Below are 19175 nucleotides of genomic sequence, written 5' to 3' on the forward strand. Positions count from 1 at the left end.
CGAAAGAAAGAACGGTGTTCAGAGACCGGAGCTGTTCCGGTTAGTTGTCGCGTCGGACAGCGAGGAGCGCAGCGGCGACGAGTGCGATGAGCGCGATGGCTGCCGTGAAGCCGGGACCTTCCGCGGCGGTGGTCTCGGATTCATCGGTTGCCGGCTCATCGGTTGCCGGTGCGTCAGTTTCCTCTTCGGTTTCGGCTTCCGTTTCGGTTTCCGTTTCGGTTTCCGTGTCCGGTGCTTCAGTCTGCTCTTCCTCGACGATGGTCACGTTCGCACTGTCCGTCACGGCAGAGCCGTTCTGGGTGTACGGATCGTCATCGCCGGGGAAGTCGTACGCTTCGTTGCCGTTGGTGTCCTGGTGCGGCATCGCGACCGCAGTGAAGTCCTCGTCCATCGGCTCGTCGAGCGTAACCGTGATGTCCTCGTGGCTGCCTGCCCCGAGGTACTCGGAGTTCCCGACGACGTCGCCGGATGCGTTACCGGCGTGGATTGCGATGAAGCCACCCTCGGACAGCTGTGCGCTGTCGACGACGACTTCGCTACCGTCGGATTCCTGCTCGCTGATGCTCACAGTAGCCGTGTCGGCTTCGACGATACGGCCATCTTCCTCGTCGCTGAAGTCAGAGTCACCGTCGACGTCCAGCGTCTGGACGGTGAAGTTCGTTCCAGCGGAGTAGTCGCTGAAGTCGGCCGTGGCGGTGTACGTACCGTCAGCGGCGACATCAGTTTCGGGGCGGAGGACGAACGGGTTCGCGTCACTCTCGGACTCCATCTCGACTTCGAGCTCGGAGCCAGGTGCGACGTTCGTCTCACCGGTCACTTCCTGACCAGTGGCGGCCGAGACCGTAACGACGCCGCTGTCGTCAAGGTCCAGTGTGGCGTCGCGCTCGGACGTGGTGTAGATCGCGCTGTCGCTGTTCCGGTCGTCGGTCAGCGGACCTTCTCGGACGGAGAAGGTAGCGTTGAGGCGCGTGTCTTCTTCTTTGACAATCGTCTTGCCGTTTTCGAACACAACATCGCTCGTGTCAACAGCGACGAAGTAGGTGTTGTTGTCCGGGTCGTCGACAACAGTTACCGCGTCACTGCTGTTCGAGAAGTCAATCGGGTTCGCGTCAGCGTTTGCACCGACGTCGGTCCGGTTGACGTAGAGTCGAAGACCGGACGTCGTCGCGTCACTGTCGTTGATGCGGTATGGCGTGGTATCGGTCGCTGCGATGAACGCCTCAGTAACATCAGAGGCACTTCCGTCTTCCTGCTCGTATTCGAGCGCACCCTCGATACCGGATGCCTGAATTTCGTGGACGACAACGTCCTCAGCTGCGACGTCGTCGGACTGCGTGAGGTTCTCACCGATGCGGTCGTAGATGTCGACATCATCGTCGTCGATATCTGCGTCGCTCGGTGCAGCCCACGTCTGGATATTTTCAACGGAGTTCTCGTTGAGTCGGAGCGTTCCAACCGTGTCGGGGCTGGTGACATCCGGGGAGGTCCCGGCGGTCACGTTCATCGAGTAGGAGCCTGCTTCGAGCGTGTCTCCACTCAGGCTACCTCGGGTGTAGTCGCCACCCTCCTTGATGTTGTCAATGTCGTCGTCACCAGGCACGCTGAGAACCGTACTATCGCTGTAGTTTCCAGCGGTGTAGCTGTTGAACTGAACGGTAACTTCGCCGTCACCGTTGTCGTCCTCAAGCTGGCCCTGGATGTAGTAGTTGTCGTCGTTCTCGTCGCCGATGTTGATGACGGCGTCCTCGGTGTTGTCAACCTGCACCGTGATGTTGACAACGTCGCCAATGTTGTCCTGAACGGTCGAGCTTTCGAAGCTTGCCTCACCGTCGTCGGACTCGGAGACGTTGATCTGGTCGGATTCGGCGGAGACGCCGGTCTGGTTGTCCGTCACTTGGACGTAGTACGGACTGTCGTCGGCGCTCTGGTTACCGAAGTCGAACACGACGTTCTCGTTACCTTTCAGGCTCTTGACCTGCGTGGCAACCTTGTCGTCGTCCTCGTTGAACAGCGTTGCGTTGGCCGGCTCGCCACCACGCGTGGTCGAGACGTTGACCGCAAGCGTGTCCTTGTCGTCGATGTTGGCACCGTCGCCGACATCGTCGTCAATGTTCACATTGAGATCGAGATTGCTGATGGTGATGTTTTCGTCCGCAGTACCACCAACGGTGACCTCGTATTCTTCACCAGTGTCGAGGTTTTCCGTTTCGTAGGTGTAGACTTTGCTGTTGGCTGTGTAAGTGTCCTGCGTGACGACAGCGCCGTTCGAGTCCTCGACCACAATCTTCGTGCTCGAGGTAGCATCGTCAGCGTCACTTTCTCCGCCGTCGGCTCGGACAGCCAGGACTTCACCGCGGAAGGCGTTAGTGTCGCCCGAGCTATCGTCGGCCACAATCGTCTGGGACGTCACGTCGATGTCCTCAGCGACGACCGTGTTGTCACCGCCGGTGAGACCTGAAACCTTGACGGTCAGGTTCCGGTTCGGCTGAACGTCCTGATCCAGGCTGAACTGGAGGCGTCCAGTCGTCCCGTCGTCAGTCCCGTCGACTGAGGTGACATCGTAGTTGCTCGGGTTCTTGTTGCCATCGACGTAGATGTCGATGTCAGTGTCACTGACTGTGCTACCGGTTGAACCATTGAGTGCCAATTCGACTGTCCCGCTATCGTATTCTACTGCCTGCTCGACGGTCACGTTCGCGGCGGCGGCTGCGCCACCGGAGAACGCGATGGTCCCGGCGAATACCGAGAAGACCATCAGCGCCGTCAGGAACAGGCTGCGGATTTTTTCGTTTGTATCTGTCATAGTTTGTGTTGCTATCGGGCGACCCCAGCAGTTTTCCACCTGGTCGGAACGCGGTCACCGCGACCGCGCATAGACCGAACCGGCGTACTCACTTCTGGCGTCATGGGTAGGGGTATCGGTACATTACCCGAAGTGCGGTAAATGCTTTATGGATAAAGGTTACATCCAAATTACACATTGCTGTCAGGTAATAATTATTTTGAAATGGTATGTACTCTTATTCTGGATATTTATTTGACTCTTTCCTGGGACCAGATCTGAGAAACACGCCTCCCGATTCGACCGGCGGTTGTTCCATCACTCGACTACGGACGGGTCCCAAACCGTTACCGAAACCACCCTCGCAGTGGCGGACATCGAGGAGGTGTCCGGCAGGCGCTGGGTTACTGCCGCGTTGGGCCAGCGTTCGACTGTGATCCAGTCACGACTGCCGATGGGGCAGTTAGCCGTTCAGAAGCGGACGGAATCGTGTCTGAGTAAACTACGAGTCCCCGAGTCGATCTGCAGTCTGTTTGCACTCTTCACGTAGCGTGCGAAAGAAAGAACGGTGTTCAGGGACCGGAGTGGTTCCGGTTAGTTGTCGCGTCGGACAGCGAGGAGCGCAGCAGCGACGAGCGCGATGAGCGCGATGGCTGCCGTGAAGCCGGGACCTTCCGCTTCGGTGGTCGCGGTTCCAGTGTCCGGCGTGTCCTCAGGCGTGTCCGCAGGCGTGTCTTCGGGCGTGTCCTCAGGCGTGTCTTCGGGCGTGTCCTCAGGCGTGTCTTCGGGCGTGTCCTCAGGCTCTTCGGCGGAGACGGTCACGTTCGCACTGTCCGTCACGGCGGAGCCGTTCTGGGTGTACGGACCGTCATCGCCGGGGAAGTCGTACGCTTCGTTGCCGTTGGTGTCCTGATGCGGCATCGCGACCGCAGTGAAGTTCTCGTCCATCGGCTCGTCGAGCGTGATCGTGAGGTCATTGTACGTACCTGCTTCGAGGTACTCCGAGTTGCCGACGACGTCACCGGATGCGTCACCGGCGTGGATAGCGATGAAGCCGCCACTGGACAGCTGTGCGCTGTCGACAACGACTTCGCTACCGTCGGACTCCTGATCGCTGATGCTCACGGTGGCCGTATCGGCTTCGACGATGCGGCCGTCTTCCTCGTCGCTGAAGTCGGAGTCACCGTCGACATCCAGCGTCTGGACGGTGAAGTTCGTTCCAGCGGAGTAGTCGCTGAAGTCTTCCGTAGCGACGTACGTGCCGTTCGGACCAACAGTTGCTTCCGGTCGTTCGACGAATGGGTTCGCCTCACTCTCGGATTCCATTTCGACTTCGAGCTCGGAGCCGGGGGCGACGTTCGTATCGCCGCTCACTGTCTGTCCGGCGGCGGCGCCAACGGTGACAAAGCCGTCGTCGTCAAGATTCAGCTCCGCGTTCCGCTCAGACGTGGTGTAGAGCTCGCTTTCGCTCGAAGAGTCGTCAGTCAGCGGACCTTCTTGCACGGAGAAGGTGGCGTTGATTTCCGTGTCCTCTTCCTCAGTGATCGTGTTACCGGACTCGAACTCGACGTCCTCGGTGTCGAGGGCGACGAAGTAGGTGTTGTTGTCCGGGTCGTCGACGACGGTCACTGCGCTACTGCTGTTGGCGAAGTTAATCGGATCTGCGTCAGCGTTTGCACCGACGTCGGTCCGGTTGACGTAGAGCTGGAGGCCGGAGGCGCTCGTGTCGTCGTTGATACGGTCCGGCGTGGTGTCGGCAGCTGCGATGAACGCATCAGTCACGTCGGAAGACCCGTTGTCTTCCTGCTCGTATTCGAGCGCACCCTCGATACCGGATGCCTGGATTTCGTGGACGACGACATCTTCGACTGCGACGTCGTCGGACTGCGTGAGGTTCTCACCGATGCGGTCGTAGATGTCGATATCCTCGTCGTCGATATCTGCGTCGCTCGGTGCAACCCAGGTCTGCATACTCTCGACGGAATTCTCGTTGAGACGTAGCGTCCCAACCGTATCAGGACTGGTGACATCCGGGGAGGTCCCGGCGGTCACGTTTATCGAGTAGGATTGTGGTTCCAGTACATCTTCGTCCAAGCTGTTCCTACTATCGGTGAAGCTTCCCTTCTCTTCGACTTCATCGAGGTCGTCGTCACCGGGGACGGTAAGAACCGTGTTGTTGTTGTCGGTCCCAGCGGTGTAGCTGTTGAACTGAACGGTAACTTCGCCGTCACCGTTGTCGTCCTCGAGCTGACCCTGGATGACGTAGTTGTCGTCGTTCTGGCTGCCGACGTTGATGACGGCGTTCTCGGTGTTACCCATCTGGACGGTGATGTTGGTGACGTCACCGACTTCATCCTGTACGGTGGAAGTCTCGAAGCTGGCGTCACCCTCACCGGACTCGGAGACGTTGATCTGGTCGGATTCGGCGGAGACGCCGGTCTGGTTGTCCGTCACTTTGACGTAGTACGGACTGTCGTCGGCGCTCTGGTTACCGAAGTCGAACACGACGTTCTCGTTACCTTTCAGGCTCTTGATCTGCGTGGCAACCTTGTCGTCGTCCTCGTTGAACAGCGTTGCGTTGGCCGGCTCGCCACCACGCGTGGTCGAGACGTTGACCGCAAGCGTGTCCGTGTCGTCGATGTTGGCACCGTCGCCGACATCGTCGTCAATGTTCACATTGAGATCGAGATTGCTGATGGTGATGTTTTCGTCCGCAGTACCACCAACGGTGACCTCGTATTCTTCACCAGTGTCGAGGTTTTCCGTTTCGTAGGTGTAGACTTTGCTGTTGGCTGTGTAAGTGTCCTGCGTGACGACAGCGCCGTTCGAGTCCTCGACTACAATTTGAGTACTCGAGGTAGCATCGTCAGCGTCACCTTCGCCGCCGTCGGCTCGGATAGCCAGGACTTCACCGCGGAAGGCGTTAGTGTCGCCCGAGCTATCGTCGGCCACAATCGTCTGGGACGTCACGTCGATGTCCTCAGCGACGACCGTGTTGTCACCGCCGGTGAGACCTGAAACCTCGACGGTCAGGTTCCGGTTCGGCTGAACGTCCTGGTCCAGACTGAACTGGAGGCGTCCAGTCGTCCCGTCGTCAGTCCCGTCGACTGACGAGACACCGTAGTTGCTCGGGTTCTCGTTTCCGTCGATGTAGATGTCGATGTCTCCCGTCGTGACTGCGCTACCGGTTGAACCATTGAGTGCCAATTCGACTGTCCCGCTATCGTATTCTGCTGCCTGTTCGACGCTGACGTTCGCGGCGGCGGCTGCGCCACCGGAGAACGCGATGGTCCCGGCGAATACCGAGAAGACCATCAGCGCCGTCAGGAACAGGCTGCGAACCTTGTCTGAATTTCCTGTCATAGTTTGTGTTTGCTATCGGGCGACCCCAGCAGTTTTCCACCTGGTCGGAACGCGGCCACCGTGGCCACGCATAGACCGAACCGGCGTACTCACTTCTGGCGTCATGGGTAGGGGTACAGTCTAAACGATAGGTGTCTGTTGTATATGTTTTGTGGTTAGGAAATCTGATTGTCATGAATAGTCAAGCCCCAAAGACGCCATCTGAGGCGATTAGATGTGGTCCAAGCAGCTTGTAGGTCATAGCACAGGATCGGCATTCGGGCGTTTGACGGCCCAGAGCTACGTATCGGAGATGGTATCGCTGGCCTGAGACGCTAGGGCTTCACAGATCCTCACTGCTCGCTCAGGAACGACTCCGTAGACGAATCTCCTTCTGACAGCTACCGCGCGAGAATAGATTAGAACAGACGGTTAGTACCGACCAGTGCCGTCAGTTGGTCACGATTTCGATTTCGCGGGCGTCGGGGTCTTTGGTGAACGCGTAGCGGTCGTCACAGCTCTCGGGGTCGCGGTAATCCTCGGCGTGGCGACCCATCAGCGTCTCCCACGCGCTATGGAGGTCATCGGTTCGAACCGCGAGATGCCCCCAGGCATCGCCGAGTTCGTACGACCGGCCGTCGTAGTTGTAGGTGAGTTCGACCGACATCGCCTCTTCTGGGGCATCCTCGGGCTTGAGGAAGTACAGGGCGAAGTCGTCGAACTCCTCGCGGCGGAACAGGTCGTAGTCGAGCTTTCGGGTGTACCAGCCGATAGCCTGTTCGGCGTCTTCGACACGGATCATCGTGTGGTCCAGCGACCACTTCGCGCCGTGGTCCCGTTCGACGATCTCGATCTCGTGACCGTCGGGATCCGTGACGAAGGCGTAGGAGCCGCCACAGGAGTCCGGGTCGCGATAGTCCTCGACGCCGGCGTCCATCAGCTCGTCGTAGGCCTCGTACACGTCGTCACAGCGGACGGCGATGTGTCCCCACGCGTCGCCCATCGTGTACGAGCGCCCGTCGTGATTGTACGTGAGTTCGAGCAGGGCACCATCATCGTGGACGTCCTCCGGACCGAGGAAGACGTTCGTGAAGGTGTCGGCCTCCCAGCGGCCCTTCTCCTCGTAATCGAAATACGTCTGGTACCAGTCCAGCGACGCGTCCAGATCCTCGACGCGCATCATCGTATGATCGAGTGACCACATACACGGCACATGGTGCGAGCGAGCGAAAAGGCTACCGCCACAGGTGGTTCCGTCCGGATTCGATACCGCGGCTCACTCCGTCGCCGTGTCCGCTCGGATAGCCGGGAGGTAGTACCACCAGACCACGATAAGCAGGACAAGGGAGCCGACCGGGACAGCCACGTAGTTGAGCCGCCTGTTGAATCCCAGAAACACCGGAAACTGCGTCAGACCCGCACCTGCGAGTGCGAGGGCGGTCACCCGAACATCCTCACGCCAGACGACACCGGCAACGGCGCTGGCTAGAGCAAAGGCATACAGCAGGACGCCCGAACCCCACGATTCGATAAACTGCGGGAGTGCGCTGGTAAAGCGGATGAAGTAGCTGTAGACCGAGAGCAACTCCGGCGGGTTCGTGTTGAACAGGCCAAACGAGAAGACGAGCGTCAGTTCCTTTCCAATTAGCACCACTGTCCAGGGGACGAGGCCGGCAACAACGACGGCGATAAGACGGCGTCTGGGACCGCGGTCCATAGTTGGTAGCAGGGTTCCACACCAATGAACGCATCTACTCCGCTATGCGGTAGCGGTCCTCCACAGGATTGTTCTTCCGTGGGACCCTTTCTCTTCAGTTGTTCGCGTGCACGCGAGAACCGACGCGCGACAACCTAGCGGTTAGCGACGATCCGCAAGATATCTTCGTCAGCGAGTTCGTGGTCGCGCCCGACCTGCTGTTCGTCGTGCTTGGCGCTTGGACCGGTCACACGAGCGAATCGGAAGCGCTCGTCGAAGCTCCCGCCGAGTTTCTCGCAGGCGTCGTCGACGGTGTCGCCCTCGCGGAGTATCAGCGGTTCCTCGCGGTCGACACCGCGGCCCGGCTTGTCCATGTAGATCCGGATCAGGCCGAGTTCGTCCCAGATGCGTTCGGTGAGGCTATCGAGCCCTTTCTCTTCCTCGGCGCTGATGAAGATTGCTTCGTCGGGGTCGATGTCACGCTCCCGGAGCTCGTCTTCGACTTTGGGGAGGTAGTCGGGCTCGATGAGGTCGGCCTTGTTGACAGCAACGAGGGAGGGCAGATAGACGCGGTTGTCCATCACGCCGTCGATGAGCTGGTCGATGTCGATCTGCTCGCCGATGGTGACGTCGGCGTTGACGTAGCCGTGCTCGCGCAGAACGGCTTTGACCGTCTCGTCGTCGAGTTCGACGCCGGAGGCAGTGTTGACCGAAATCCCGTCCTTGCCCTTCTTCCGGACGTTGACCCACGGCGGGTCCTGGTCGAGTCGGATCTTGTTCTTGTACAGTTCTTCGCTGAGTCGGTCGTACTGGTCGATCTCGAAGACGGAGATGAGGAAGACGATGAGGTCCGCAGTCCGGACGACGGACAGCACCTCCTTGCCGCCACCGCGACCACCAGCAGCCCCTTCGATGAGACCGGGAACGTCGAGAATCTGGATGTTCGCTCCCTTGTGCTTGAGCATCCCCGGGTACACGTCGAGTGTGGTGAATTCGTAGGCTCCAGTTTCGGATTCGGCGTTAGTGAGGGCGTTTAGCAGCGTCGACTTCCCGACGCTGGGGAACCCGACGAGCGCGACGGTCGCGTCGCCGTGTTTCTCGACGCCGTAGCCACCGCCGCCGCCTGAAGAGGCCTGCTGTTCGAGCTTTTCCTTTTTCTCCGCGAGCTTGGACTTCAGCCGACCGATATGGGCCTCTGTAGACTTGTTGTAGGGAGTGCTGGCGATTTCGTCCTCGAGTTCCTGAATCTCCTCTTCGAGCCCCATTAAGTGTATGTCGGCCCCTCACACCGAATAAGGCTTTCCTCCCTCGACGACGCCACCCCATCGGCCCGGGTCGACGCAGTTGTCCTGCCGTTCAGAATGGTCAAACGACCCTCATGTAATTCGACACACCTATAGGGTATCCACCGTCATGTGTCGATAATGGGAGCGGCGAGTCGGTTCCGCGACAGCACGCAGATACTGCTGCCAGTCGGTGCGCTCGACGGAATTCGCGAGGAGTTGGAACAGCAGTTCACTGTGAGTGTTCATCAGGACGGTGAACAGATTCGGATAATCGGCTCCCCAGTCGAAATCAAGGACGCGAGCGACTTCCTCGCGCGGCACGGCGTGACGTTCGCCTGAACTGACTGGGATTCTATTCTTTGCCGCGCTGACCTCTTGTTTGTTGGTTCCAAACGGTGAGCGTTCGTGCGTGTGGAGGCCTCACGCAGCGATCCGTGAAACGCAATCCTTTAAACTGCCGCGAGGATTCCACTATGTATGGCTGGAACTATCGAAGTCCTCGTTCCCGGTGGGGAGGCCAACCCTGGCCCGCCACTCGGTCCGGAACTCGGCCCGACACCGGTGGACGTGCAGGCAGTCGTACAGGAAATCAACGACCAGACGGCAGCGTTCGACGGCACCGAAGTCCCCGTCACCGTCGAGTACGACGACGACGGCTCCTTCGAGATCGAGGTCGGTGTCCCGCCGACGGCCGAACTCATCAAGGACGAGGCCGGCTTCGAGACCGGCAGCGGCGAACCGCAAGAGGACTTCGTCGCTGACCTCTCCGTCGACCAGGTCAAACAGATCGCCGAGCAGAAGCATCCCGACCTGCTCTCCTACGACCTGAAGAACGCTGCAAAGGAAGTCGTCGGGACGTGCACCTCCCTCGGTGTCACTATCGAAGGCGAGAACCCACGCGAATTCAAGGAACGCATCGACGCGGGCGAGTACGACGACGTGTTCGCGGCCGAAGCACAGGCGTAAGTCGGACCGCTGTGCGACTGGCGTGTGTTTTCCCTTGCTTTTGACGCTGTTGAGCCACTGCACAGTCGATGGGACCCCCGTCACCGACTGGTCCCTGAGAACCGGAAACACGCCCGTCAGCGGCCCTTGGGCTGGTTCGACGGGTTTAAGTGTCGCATTGGCGTCTACCCGCACGAGACAGGCATCCGCCTGTTTCACTGACCCGTAGAAGCCGATTGGCGTACTACGGAGGTGAACAATGGCAGATCAGGAAATAGAGAACGCAGTCTCGCGCGCACTCGAGGACGCACCTGAGCGGAATTTCCGCGAAACGGTCGACCTCGCTGTGAACCTGCGCGACTTAGATCTTAACGACCCGTCGAACCGCGTCGACGAGTCCGTCGTGCTTCCTGCTGGCACCGGCCAGGAGACCACTATTGTGGTCTTCGCCGAGGGCGAAACCGCCCTCCGTGCCGAGGAAGTCGCAGACGACGTACTCGACGAGGACGAACTCGAGGAACTGGGTGGCGATGACGACGCCGCCAAGGACCTCGCCGATGACACTGACTTCTTCATCGCAGAGAAGGGCATGATGCAGGACATCGGTCGCTACCTCGGGACCGTCCTCGGTCCGCGTGGGAAGATGCCGGAACCGCTCGACCCCGACGACGACGTCGTCGAGGTCATCGAACGCATGAAAAACACCGTGCAGCTCCGCAGCGGGGAACGGCGAACGTTCCACACGCGGGTCGGCGCGGAGGACATGTCCGCCGAGGATATCTCGGACAACATCGACGTTATCCTTCGCCGTCTGCACGCGGACCTCGAGAAGGGCCCGCTCAACATCGACACTGTCTACGTGAAGACGACGATGGGGCCTGCGATGGAGGTGGCCTGATATGAGCGCCGAATCCGAACGCAAGACCGAGACCATTCCCGAGTGGAAGCAGGAAGAGGTCGACGCCATCGTAGCGATGATCGAGTCCTACGAGAGCGTCGGCGTCGTCAACATCGCCGGGATTCCGTCCCGACAGCTCCAGGACATGCGACGTGACCTGCACGGGACCGCCGAACTTCGCGTCTCCCGGAACACGCTGCTTGAGCGTGCGCTTGACGAAGTCGACGACGGACTCGAAGACCTCAACAGCTACATCACCGGGCAGGTCGGGCTCATCGGGACCGACGACAACCCGTTCTCGCTGTTTCAGGAACTCGAGGCCTCCAAGACGCCCGCACCCATCGGTGCCGGCGAGGTGGCCCCGAACGATATCGTGATTCCGGAAGGCGACACGGGCGTCGACCCCGGTCCGTTCGTCGGCGAACTCCAGAGCGTGGGTGCCGACGCACGCATTCAGGAAGGCTCCATTCAGGTCCTTTCTGACTCGACGGTGCTTGACACCGGCGAGGAAGTCTCCCAGGAACTCGCGAACGTGCTGAACGAACTCGGTATCGAACCGAAGGAGGTCGGTCTCGACCTCCGCGCCGTCTTCGCTGACGGCGTGCTGTTCGAACCCGAGGAACTGGAACTCGACGTCGACGAGTACCGGAGCGACATCCAGGCGGCTGCCGGCCGGGCGTTCAATCTCTCGGTCAACGCCGACTACCCGACCGCGACGACGGCCCCGACGATGCTCCAGTCCGCTCGTGGCAACGCCAAGAGTCTCGCGCTCCAGGCGGCCATCGAGGACCCCGAGGTCGTGCCTGACCTCGTGAGCAAGGCCGACGCACAGGTCCGTGCGCTCGCCTCGCAGATCGACGACGAAGAGGCGCTCCCGGAGGAGCTCCAGGGCGTCGAGGCCGACGTGGCGACAGAGGAACCGACTGACGATCAAGACGACGACACCGCATCCGAGGACGACGCGGACGCCGACGACGCGGCCGAGGAGGCCGACGACGGCGACGACGACGAGGACGCTGGCGACGCGCTCGGAGCGATGTTCTAACAACACACACTACAACAATGGAATACGTATACGCTGCACTCATCCTGAACGAATCGGGCGAAGAGATCAACGAAGACAACCTCACCGACGTGCTCGACGCCGCAGGCGTCGACGTCGAGGAGTCCCGCGTCAAGGCCCTCGTCGCCGCCCTCGAGGACGTCGACATCGAGGAGGCCGTCGACCAGGCCGCTGCGGCACCGGTGCCGGCAAGCGGTGGCGCGGCCGCACCCGCCGAGGGTGGCGCTGACGAGGCCGACGAGGCCGACGAGGAAGCCGAAGAAGAGGCTGCCGACGACGGCGGCGACGACGATGACGACGAGGACGACGAGGCAAGCGGTGAGGGCCTCGGCGAACTCTTCGGCTAACTCGGTTCAACACAGCTCAGCTTTTCTTTGCGTGCGCTCGACTGGTGAGAGGCATCGCTACCGCTCGAATCCTGGGAGCCGTCGTATTGCCTGCCTTCGAAGTATCGTCCGACGAACAAGCGACTGCAGAAGGATGTCGACGCGGCTGTTTAGCTACCGAGTGTCACCGTGTCTGAGTCGACCGTAACCGGTGAGTCGTTCCCGGTCGCCCCCGTTTCGTCGACGTTCTTGAGATATATCTCACCCGTCGCGGTGTCGGCCACGGTGCCGCTCGCCGTTTCGTCGTACACGGTCACCTCATAGGTGTAGTAGCCGGGGTCGAGATCGACGTCGTAGCCCGCCCAAGCCGGGAACGGATCGGTATTGGTCAGGTCGCCGGTCCCAGCAGTGACCATCTCGGAGCCGGCGAAGACGGTCGACCCGTCGCTTTTGTTTTTGATTGTGAGGTTCACTTCCCGTTCGTCACCCACGGTCCCGTTATTGCGGACCTCCACGGTCATCCGCTGTGCGCCGCCGCGACGCTCGATTAGTTCTGAGGTGTTGTAGGTCTCCGCGCCGATGTTCACCGACTGCGTGTCGTTGACGACAACGTTCGACTCCCCCACGAAGAACGACAGTTCCGGGGACGTGGAGTTCGACGTTTCGATGTAGTAGGTGTAGTTGCCGCGACTGGTCGGCATATCAAGCGTAAACTGTCGGGTTTCACCTGGGTTGAGGTCCGCTGACATGGTTTTCGAGTCGATGTCGGTAAATGACGGACTTGTATCGTCGTTGTTTTTCGCACGGAGGACGACGGTATCTGTACCGTCCTGCTCGCCAACGTTAGTGACGTTGACAGTCGCCGTTGCCGTGTCGTCACTGTCAATCACACTCTCGGCACGGACTGAATCAATCTGCATGAACTGTCCTTCCGTATCACCGACACGCACGTTCCCGCTCGCCTTCTGTTGCGTACCGGGGATAGATACCGTGTACGGATAGCTTTCCCCAGTTGCCTTTGAACTAGTCGGAAGGGTGAACGTGACGGTTTCGGTCTCTCCGGGTTCAATTGTCGTCGAGTTCGTCCCGGCACTGTTGCCATCAAAGCTGCTCTCTAGGGTAGCTTCACCGCTCTTTCCGCCGACGTTCATTACCTCAGCCGTCAGCGTTGCGTCGGTTGTCTCATCAACCCTGCTTGGGGCGTCGGTGTCGATGAGGTTGTACTCCGGACCCGTCTGTACGTCTTTTTCGATTGCGTTGACTGTGAACAGGACAACGGCATCGTTATAGTCAGGGTCGCCGTCATTTGCCGCGTTAGCTGGGTCTGCGTCCTCCTGTGAGAGTTCATAGAGGAGTGCGCGTTCCCCGTCGCCCAGTTGGAGATACCCCGTGTCGTTCACGCGGCTTCCGAGCGTATCCTGAATGTCTCGCTGGTACCACTGTGCTTGCTCGAACGCTGGAAGCTCGTCGCCGTCGTTCAGGATGACGAGGTTCTGCTGGTTCTGTGTCTGGCTGACAGTGGTCGTGTCGTATGTATCCCAGTCACTACAGTACTTCGTGTCATAACCAGCCAGCTCAATCGAAGGAGAGGTGTAGGAATACCTGTCACAGCCGTAGGACTTTGCAAAGACTGAGATCTCCGTTCCGGGTTCGAACGAATCGGAGTAGTAGTACGGGTTCTCGTGTTCGTCAGAGATGAGGCGCTGCTCCGCGTGCGGACCATTGATGTCGCCGTTCTCGTACCCCCGCCAGAGTCCGATCGACTGTGGGTCGGACCCGTTGTCGACATATAGTGACATCTGCACGGGTGCATGGTAGATGTAGTTCCAGCGATTTGAGAAGCCTTCCAGGTCCGCACCCTTCAGCGCAACCGAAGCATTGACCGACTGCTGTATCGTGATCGTCGAGCCGTTCCCTTCGAGCAGCGAGTCCGGCTCGACGGTCAGCGTCGACTGTCGCGACCGGTTCGCCGTCGAGAAGGTTACCGAGTAATCTCCGGGTTCGGTGGGCGCCGTGACGGTCCGATTGAGCGTGACGCTCTCCCCGGGGTCGAGCCGTTCGTCCTCCGCAATGTGGGTCGTTCCGTTGTACTCGACGCGCAGTGTTTGCTTTCCTTCGGTTCCGCCGGTGTTCGCGACGGCGAACTTGATATTCGTCTGGTTGTTCGGTGCGACGGGGTTCTGTACGTCTACAGCGGTGATCTCGTACAACGGCGGCGACGATGAACCGACGACGAAGGACCCTGACCCGGTATCGTCCGGTGTCTCGACGACATAGGTGTACTGCTGTGGTGACCCGACTATTAGCGGGCCACTGGTCACTGAAGCGGTCCCCGACTCAGTGCCTCGGCGAGTCCCGTTGAGGGTGAGCGTCGTGGTCTTCGACGCAACAACGCTGCCAGACGCGTTCTCGATACGGACCTCGACATCGGTGGATTTCCGAATGTCACCAGTGTTTTCGACCGTTGTGTCAACGGTCGCCGTATCCCCACTTTGCAATCCACCCGGCGGCGAAACGGACGCTATCTCGAACACACCTGCATCACCGACGATGAAGTAGTGTCCGTCGTCGTTGTGTTGTGAGTATGTATCATCCTCTGTTTCGACTTCCAGGTCGTACGTGCCGTTCTCCGACGTTGGCATTGACGGCCCGAAGTCGATTGTTCGGCTCTGTCCAGGGCCGACCAGCACGCTTCGCGTCGCGCTTTTCGACCCGTTGACGCGGAAGACGACCTCCTGATCTGCCGTCATTTGCCCAGTGTTCGTGACTGTGACCTCAGCCGATGGGACCTGATTCAGCCGCGCTGTTGCCGGAATCGAATTGCTGGTGACATCCAGTGACGGCGTTCCGTGGACGGACGTATACTTGATGACTTTGTAGTCTTCGTCCTGCTTTGACTCCACAGTGAAGTTGTGTGGCGTCGCCGACGAGACGCTCACCGACCGACTCACAGTGGTCGATTCCCCGCCGATGAGGGTCATTGTCTCCTCCACCTCGCTTGGTGACCCCGACTGGTTGTGCTTCAGCGTGATATCCTGTGTATCTTTTAAGCCTCCGGTGTTCCGGACCGTCGCTGTCACGACTGCTTTCCCAGGGTCTGACGGGTCCGGCTTGACCGTGACACCCTCAACTTTGAACTTCGGGTTCGTCACGTCGCCGAGTGCAAAGCGTATGTGAACGCTCTCTCCCGGCTTGACAGACGCCGGGGTCACCTCAACGTACTGATCATCGTAGGTGCTCCGTGCCCAATCTGCCCAGGCGCGGGCATAGCTACTGTTTTCGATAGTCAATGTCGCGTTGGCGACTTGCGACGGAGTACACTCATAACTGGGTGACGAAATTGAACCGGTTCGCGCGTCCTCGTAGGACGCGTCGGTGAACAGGGCCATCTGCAGTGCCGCTTCGTGCGACCGCTTGGCCGTCGCGTTGGATTGAATGGCAACCGAACTCCCCTGGATCTGCTGTCCGGAGATATTTGCGAACGATACCGACAGTGCCCCTTCGTCGTAGTTCACTGCTGGGGGCGACGACATCGTTGCGCCCGACTCGGTCATCCGCCACACACCCCCGCCCTGATAGCCGACCTGTTGGCCGTTCTTTTGATACCGAATCGTCTGCAGCGAGCGGTTCCCCGTCGAACAGGCCGAGCGTCCGTTCAGCGTCAGATTGTATGCCGCGTTGCCAGAAACGGCGACGTCAGACCGAACCCGGTCTGGGATCTCGACTGATTCGTTGGTGTCTGACCGCTGGAAGCTCTGATCGACCGACAGCAGCACCTCCTCGGCGAGTTCGACGTTCGCGTCGTCGTTGACATCTCCGATTGTCTGTTGCCCCACCTGAACGATCAGTACGGCACCAACAATGACGGCGCTTGCCAACAACACCACACCCAGAACATGCGATACACCCCGGTCTCCAGCCCCCCGGCTGCCCCACTCGAACATACTTATTTACATACCAACTATTGCACATAAGTTTACTGTTTCACCCATACTAATAACGGTTCCATCGGTGACCTACTGAGGTTAAACAGCAGGTATTCCCTCTAACGGGACCTATCAGCGGTATACACTACCGGCACCGTGTGTCGAATTCCGGAGCCACTGACATTACAATACCCTCCGGAAATGTCATATATTAATCAAGATTGCTATGCCATATGTTGGAACGCTTGTGATATGTGACAACACTAAACAAGATTTAGTTGACTAAGGTTCCTTATTATTCGTATACGGTGGACTGGACGGTACTTACGTAATGCGAATTGAGCCCCAACTTGACCTTTTAATTGAATCCGGCAGCAACGGGTAACGGTTGGTTTAGTAATGTCTCTAGCTGGTTTTTCTCCTAATATCTTGGTTAGACAGTATTGTGCCCTCGATTGTGTGGTTTATTATAGAATCCGCCGGGCTACATCCCAAATCAGCCTACCTGTGTTGTCGATCTCTCATCCACGACGGTAAAATAAGGATGGACTCGCCGGGTTGTTAGCCTATTCGAGGATGCGCGCTTTCTAGGTTCATCCGCTGTAGTGTACTGGTGCTGGATCATGCGTCGTCGATGAACTCCCGTCGAACCTCCATCTTCTCGCGCTCGCTACGCTGGTCGTAGTGCTGGTCGAGAACGTCATTCGAGACGTTCATCCGATCCGAAACGACTTCTTCCGGCGTACCGTCTCGAAGGTGCTTCGTGATCGAACCGCGGCGGATACCGTGCGGAGATCGGGACGACGGGCAACTGCTGGCAGTGTCCCGAGTCATGTACTCACAGCTCTCGGGGTTCTCTCCGTGTGGACACTCGCCGACCATACAGGGCCGAGTCCACTGGTAGACAGTACTCCGGATAGGTGTCTCACTCAGACGGCCCCGGTCGCTGGTGATGAGCGGTTCCCGACCGTATTCGTCGGTGACCGAATCTCGGTGGTTCTCGATGTACTCCTGAATCACTTCGGAGTAGAAGTCACCGACAGCTATCGACCGCTCGGCAGCTCGTCCGTTCTTCAGTGGAGTTCCAGTTTCCGGCCGGTGGCGCAGTTGTAGGTACTGCCCATCAGCGTCGAAGTCGTCCAGGTCAAGCGAGCGGAGGCTACCGAGTCGGATACCAGTGTGCCAGAGGATTCCGAATATGACGTGTTCGCGGGAGGCGTACTGGTAGCGATTCAGGTGGTCGAGGATCGCTTCGGTGTGTTCGGTATCGAGTTTCTCATCTTTCGAGGCTTCCTCGGGGTCGACCTCCGGGAGCAACACCCGTTCACGCATTCCCTGTTCGACCGCGTCGATGCTGGCACAGAATTCGAGGAACTTTCGGAGCGTAGCGAGGATGCCTCGAAGGGTTACCTTCGACACCTCACCGTATTCGCTTCCCTTGCCCTGTCGACGCCAGACACGGAACTCGTGGAGATCGCGCCCGGTTAGCCCGTTCATGTTCTCGATTCCCTTCGACTGGGTCCACTCGATGAACGAGTTGAGCCGGTACCGCTGGTTCGTGAGGGACTTTTCAGATAGCTCTGGTTCTCGGTGATCGAGGTAGAGGTTCACCGCGGTCGCCGGAGCTATCGGTTCGAGGTCGTCGCTCATGGTTCCCCCATCGAGGCAAGCAGCTGGCGGGCAGTCTCAAACGCATTGTCCTCTGTTGGTTTATCACCAAGCGGGTAGCCGTCACCGTCTCGACCCATCGCCTCGAGTATCTTCGAAACGGAGGGTGCAGGACCATCGATGAGAAGTTCGCGGCGGGCTTCGCAGGCAGCCGCGACTGCTTCAGCAGCATCAAGCGATTCATTTCGTCGCTGCTTCGACACCTCCGACAGACCGAGCATTCGGTCACAGTGCGGGCAAGGATGGCGGCGCTGGTAGGAAGTCGCGTCGGCATACGAGTCGTGCCGTTTGGAGAAGTTACAGTCAGGACACCGAACGCGGTACTCCGTACGTGGGCGAACAGCGGACTTTTCAGCAGGCGATTCGACTACTCTCGTGCGGGGAGTACTCCCCGTATCGGTTCCGTACGACATTGGTTTGCCGGGCGGAGCCACTTTCTGGGCCGTGTCACACCACGGCCCGGTTCTCGACGACCGAGAGCCATCAGTGACCCGCAGATACACAAGAACGTGCTGACAACATAAATGTAACGACGTGGTTAGTAAGTTGTAAGAGAACTTGAGAGGGCCTATAAAATGTATTAGGTGTCCACACGTAGAAGCGATAATAGAATGCGCCTATCTGGGTCGTGGCAGAGCGTATGGGATGACCGAATCCTAGAGTGGATGTCTGAAAATGAGGGATCCGGTACACCCAAGCAGCTCAACGAAAGTGGCCTCATCAGAGTCTCTCAAACGCACATCGCGCGTCGATGTAAGGAGTTAGCCGAACACGGCCTACTCCGACACGTTGGGAACGGAGCTTACGTGATTACTGAGGAAGGAGAAGCGTACCTCGATGAAGAATACGACGCCGAAGAAGGCGTCTACATCGACGGAGAAAACAGCATTTCAGAGCCATCGCCGACGGCTGAATCAGAGACGAACGGCGTGTAAGTAGTCCTCCACCATGACGATACGAAAGACCGCCCGCTGGCAGCAGTGTATCGACGACCGAATACTGGAACACCTTCGTGACGATTCGTGGTCGACCGCGAGTCAGATTGCACTTCAAGATGGGATTCATGCCACCGAGGCACAGGTCCAAGAACGATGTCGTGTTCTGGCCGATGCCGATTTGGTGGCATTTCTGACGGAAGATCAGGACCTCGTTGAGTTGACTACCGAAGGCGAACAATATCTCGAAGGCGAGGTCGATGTAGAGCTGTACCCACGCCCGCGCCATCCCCGACTCATGGAGTGAG

At 59.0% G+C, this 19175-nt stretch carries 14 protein-coding genes; 7 read left to right on the plus strand and 7 right to left on the minus strand.

The genetic code is table 11. The features are described 5' to 3' along the window. Window positions 1–40 precede the first annotated feature (40 nt). The 5 genes from ACNO8S_RS09470 to ACNO8S_RS09490 all read right to left on the minus strand — a co-directional run bounded on the left by ACNO8S_RS09470 (window position 41) and on the right by ACNO8S_RS09490 (window position 9085). Window positions 41–2803: a DUF7282 domain-containing protein gene (locus ACNO8S_RS09470; protein ID WP_420181825.1), complete on the minus strand. Its 2763-nt coding sequence runs from the start codon at window positions 2801–2803 to the stop codon at window positions 41–43. 573 nt (window positions 2804–3376) lie between these two features. Next, entirely contained in the window at window positions 3377–6145 is a 2769-nt protein-coding gene (locus ACNO8S_RS09475) for a DUF7282 domain-containing protein (protein ID WP_151145846.1), read from the minus strand. Between the two features lie 430 nt (window positions 6146–6575). After that, on the minus strand, window positions 6576–7328 hold the full coding sequence (locus tag ACNO8S_RS09480) for a VOC family protein (protein ID WP_014040754.1): 753 nt from the start codon (window positions 7326–7328) through the stop codon (window positions 6576–6578). Between the two features lie 72 nt (window positions 7329–7400). Next, entirely contained in the window at window positions 7401–7841 is a 441-nt protein-coding gene (locus tag ACNO8S_RS09485; RefSeq protein WP_014040755.1) for a TIGR04206 family protein, read from the minus strand. 134 nt (window positions 7842–7975) lie between these two features. Further along, window positions 7976–9085 (minus strand): OBG GTPase family GTP-binding protein, encoded by a 1110-nt coding sequence (locus ACNO8S_RS09490; protein WP_014040756.1) that lies wholly within the window; start codon window positions 9083–9085, stop codon window positions 7976–7978. Window positions 9086–9244: 159 nt separating this feature from the next. Here ACNO8S_RS09490 and ACNO8S_RS09495 point away from each other — a divergent pair, with 159 nt between their 5' ends. From ACNO8S_RS09495 to rpl12p, 5 genes are all read left to right on the plus strand, one after another. Beyond that, window positions 9245–9445: a hypothetical protein gene (locus ACNO8S_RS09495; protein ID WP_044951920.1), complete on the plus strand. Its 201-nt coding sequence runs from the start codon at window positions 9245–9247 to the stop codon at window positions 9443–9445. Between the two features lie 138 nt (window positions 9446–9583). After that, window positions 9584–10072, plus strand: coding sequence for a 50S ribosomal protein L11 (locus ACNO8S_RS09500; RefSeq protein WP_004591731.1), 489 nt, complete (start codon window positions 9584–9586; stop codon window positions 10070–10072). 238 nt (window positions 10073–10310) lie between these two features. Then, window positions 10311–10949, plus strand: coding sequence for a 50S ribosomal protein L1 (locus tag ACNO8S_RS09505; protein WP_014040758.1), 639 nt, complete (start codon window positions 10311–10313; stop codon window positions 10947–10949). A 1-nt stretch (window position 10950) separates the two neighbouring features. Then, on the plus strand, window positions 10951–11994 hold the full coding sequence (locus ACNO8S_RS09510; RefSeq protein ID WP_064287596.1) for a 50S ribosomal protein L10: 1044 nt from the start codon (window positions 10951–10953) through the stop codon (window positions 11992–11994). A gap of 17 nt (window positions 11995–12011) precedes the next feature. Next, window positions 12012–12359: a 50S ribosomal protein P1 gene (rpl12p, locus tag ACNO8S_RS09515; RefSeq protein ID WP_014040760.1), complete on the plus strand. Its 348-nt coding sequence runs from the start codon at window positions 12012–12014 to the stop codon at window positions 12357–12359. Between the two features lie 149 nt (window positions 12360–12508). On the opposite strand, the gene ACNO8S_RS09520 is transcribed toward rpl12p, so the two are convergent. Next, window positions 12509–16282, minus strand: coding sequence for a DUF7289 family protein (locus tag ACNO8S_RS09520; RefSeq protein WP_420181826.1), 3774 nt, complete (start codon window positions 16280–16282; stop codon window positions 12509–12511). Between the two features lie 603 nt (window positions 16283–16885). Next, entirely contained in the window at window positions 16886–17914 is a 1029-nt protein-coding gene (locus ACNO8S_RS09525) for a tyrosine-type recombinase/integrase (protein WP_420181827.1), read from the minus strand. Window positions 17915–18738: 824 nt separating this feature from the next. On the opposite strand from ACNO8S_RS09525, the gene ACNO8S_RS09530 reads away from it, so the two are divergent. Beyond that, a complete protein-coding gene (locus ACNO8S_RS09530; protein WP_225308098.1) occupies window positions 18739–18867 on the plus strand; it encodes a phage repressor protein in 129 nt (42 codons plus the stop codon). A 13-nt stretch (window positions 18868–18880) separates the two neighbouring features. Next, window positions 18881–19174 (plus strand): hypothetical protein, encoded by a 294-nt coding sequence (locus tag ACNO8S_RS09535; RefSeq protein WP_151145836.1) that lies wholly within the window; start codon window positions 18881–18883, stop codon window positions 19172–19174. Window position 19175: the final 1 nt, after the last annotated feature.

This window comes from Haloarcula sp. KBTZ06 (genome assembly GCF_048595605.1).
Lineage (GTDB): Archaea > Halobacteriota > Halobacteria > Halobacteriales > Haloarculaceae > Haloarcula > Haloarcula hispanica.